Origin of the sequence: Fulvivirga kasyanovii (assembly GCF_009711405.1) — a bacterium.
Taxonomy (GTDB): domain Bacteria; phylum Bacteroidota; class Bacteroidia; order Cytophagales; family Cyclobacteriaceae; genus Fulvivirga; species Fulvivirga kasyanovii.
Genome location: NZ_SMLW01000269.1, coordinates 1 through 3704 on the forward strand (window position 1 = coordinate 1; position 3704 = coordinate 3704).

The 3704-nt window shown below is 44.7% G+C and carries 1 protein-coding gene; it reads left to right on the top strand.

Translation table 11 applies throughout. From position 1 onward, the window contains the following. Nucleotides 1-209: 209 nt before the first annotated feature. Nucleotides 210-3704, top strand: a 3495-nt coding sequence (locus tag E1163_RS01765) for a T9SS type B sorting domain-containing protein (RefSeq protein WP_155168849.1), incomplete at its 3' end; no start/stop codon positions are given.

Here is a 3704-nt window from a genome sequence, read left to right on the forward strand (position 1 = left end):
ACCAGTGCCTGCATGCTTGCGGGCCATCAGGTCGGCCGCAATATCAAACCCATTATTTCAAATATAAGCACTGATAGACAAGCTTTTTGAAGTATGCACAGCAGCACTTAATTCAAGGACGAATTAAGTGTGCCCTATAATTTATGTATTTGGAAATCATACACTGGCACAGTGTGCCAATCTAATTTAAAACCTGAAATTAATAACTTATGAGAATTTTTACCCATTTAGCACTATTGGTGCTGGGCATTCTATCTTTTGGGGTAGGTTATGCCCAAACCTCGGTGGTAGTGATCGACAAGATCAACAACCCAGCCGGCGACTATCCTGTAGGAAGTCAGGTATGTATATCATTCGATTTACATAATATCGGTCCCGATGCTACTATTAACGATATAACGGTTAATTATGAGCTTCCTGAAAGGCTAAGCTTTAAGACGTCTGGCTCAAGTGGTATATTTTCCGAATCCGCAGGGCTAGTCTCAGGAGTCCATAGCGGTTCAATAGCAGTCGGGGCATCAGTTACATACACCATGTGCTTTCAGATAGAGGAAGGAGCCTGCCCAGGATCAACAATCGGAGGGGGAGAAACCTGCTCTGCTCCTGAGGGCAGCCTGACCATCTCGGGAGGTTCTGAGCTTTCCCCGGGATTTCTACGATTTAAAGAATGGTCGCATTGGGGCGTCGGTGGCAGTGAAGATGTTGAAGCAGATAAGATCTCAAATTATTTTCCTTTGGGTCAGTTGAACCCGACATCCACCTGCAGCTCAAATACCGGAACTGCTACATCTGCCGATATAGAATTCTTCTATGATAATGATAATACCTCATTCGATTCGAAAATTAGCAGTTATTCCGGTAATGGAGACAGGATTACATGGGAATGGTACGGAATTATAGTGCCTGACGAGACTACCAATTACACATTCTGTGGTACTGCCATTGACGATGGCTGGGCCGCATGGATAACGGATGACTTCGACCCGGAAAGTGGGGATGTCCTAGACCCTACTGATATGAATCTGGTAGGTGAAGAGTTTCAATGGAATGGCGGTGGCACGGTAAATACGCCCAACTTTTCATTGGTCTGTGGAAGGCCTTACTTTTTCCGTATTGTTGTTTCCAGTAGAAACACATGCGTAAATGGTGCAAATTTTGGATACTCATCAATCACACTGGCTAAAACAAGTGCTTCTTGCACACAGGCGTGGGGAAGTATGATCTCTGAAAATATAGCTACTCCTCTGACGCTAAACTTAAATTGTGCTCCTGCCCAAGGCAATGAGCAGGTTACCATTAACGAAGACAGCGGTCTTTCAGTGTTTGATCTGGTTAGTAACAACACTGACCCTGACGGTGACCCTATTGCAGTTTCATTCCCGGAAGGCACAACAACCACGGCCGGCATAACTATAACTGACAATGGCAACGGCACAATTAATTATACGCCTGCGGCAAATTATTTTGGTCAGGACACCTTATTTTATACAGTCTGCGATAATATTAGTGTTGTTAATTGTGTTAGTGATACCTTGTTTATTACCATAAATCCGGTAAATGATGAGCCGTCGTTTACGAAAGGCGCAAATCAAACGGTAAACGAAGATGCCGGATCGCAAACAGTTACAGGATGGGGAACATCACTAGACAATGGAGCCTCTAATGAAAGTGACCAAACCTTATCATTTATAGTTACCAATGATAATAATGGCTTATTTAGCGTTCAACCCATAATAGATGCAAACGGTGTATTGACTTATACCCCTGCTGAAAACGCAAATGGTACCGCAACAGTTACCGTAATACTGAAAGATAACGGTGGCACTTCCAACGGTGGTGACGATACCTATGAGACGCAGACCTTTACCATTACTATTAGCCCGATAAATGACGCACCAGTAGCTTTTGATGATTCAAACAGTGTTGATGAGGATAATACACTGACGCTGACGGCAGCTAATGGACTACTTGCAAATGACACTGATATAGATGGTGATGCACTTACGGTAACCCTGTTTGAAGTTGAGGGCACAACGTATCCTGCCGGGACCACTGTTAATTTAAGTCAAGGTGATCTGACTGTTAATTTGGATGGCAGCTATTCATTTATTCCTGCCTCAGATTATAACGGAACGCTACCGGAGGTGACTTATACTGTCAGTGACGATGTATTGACGGATGAAGGCAGTTTAACTATCAGCATCAGCCCGGTCAATGATGAGCCCGTAGCGATTGATGATTCCAAAAGCACCGTTGAAAATACCACGTTAACTGTTTCTGCCGATAATGGAATCCTTGCCAATGACACTGATGTTGATGGCGATGCCCTTACAATTACTGAGTTTGAGGTTGGCGGCACAACATATCCTGCGGGCACTACCGCGAATCTAACCGAAGGCAGTCTAACCATCAATGGAGACGGTAGTTATACATTTGTACCTGCCACCGACTACACAGGTACCGTACCTCAAATAACCTACACCGTAAGTGATGGCCACGTTACAGATGAAGGAACCTTAACTATCAATGTTACCGAGATCGCCAATAATGCTCCTGTAGCCGTAGATGATACCAACAGTGTTGATGAAGGCAGTACACTGAGTGTTTCTGCGGCCAATGGCGTTTTAGCCAACGATACGGATGCCGATGGAGATGTTCTATCCGTTTCTCAGTTTGAAGTGGATGGCCAAACTTTCCCGGCCGGCACTACTGCCAATCTTACCCAGGGTGACCTTACCGTCAACGCTGATGGAAGTTATACTTTTGTTCCCGCTGAAAATTTCTCTGGTTCAGTACCTCAGGTAACTTACACAGTAGGTGACGGTCTGGATTCAGATGAAGGTACGCTTGACATCGTTGTAAACCCTGTAAACAAGGCCCCAGTCGCCGAAGATGGTACGATTGAAGTTGAAAACGGAGAAACTGTTACAGGCACCATAGCACCACTGGGTACTGATCCGGATGGCGATGCCCTGACTTTTGGCCTTGTTACAACACCTTCCAATGGTACGCTGGTTCTTAATGGAGATGGTGGTTATACCTATACCGCACCTGAAAATTTTAGTGGTACAATCACTTTTGTTTACGAAGTATGCGATGGTACTGTCTGTACCCAGGCCACGGTTACAATTACAGTAACCAGTGATGATACTGATAATGACGGGATTCCTGATGACGTGGAAGGAACAGGAGATACTGATGGCGATGGTACACCTGACTTCCAGGATACGGATAGTGATAATGACGGAATACCTGACGATGTGGAAGCAGGTGATGACGGAAATAATCCTGTAGATACTGACAATGACGGTACCCCTGACTATCTGGATGAAGACAGTGACAATGACGGAATACCTGATAGTGAAGAGGCCGGTAATGATCCTACAAACCCTGTAGACTCCGATAATGACGGTCTTCCTGATTACAGAGACCCTCAAGATGATACAGATGCTGAGGTTTTTATTAATCAACAAGTTTCTCCTGACGGGGATGGTGTAAATGACTTTTGGGAAATAGAAAGCATTGAGCAATACCCTGCCAATAACGTGAAACTATACAACAGGTGGGGCAACCTGATCTTTGAGCAAGACGGGTACAATAATGCTGATAAAGTCTGGACTGGTAACTCCAATTCCGGATTACTACTTCTTGGCGACAGGCTTCCTTCCGGTACGTATTTCTACGTCATTGACCTGGGAGATGGT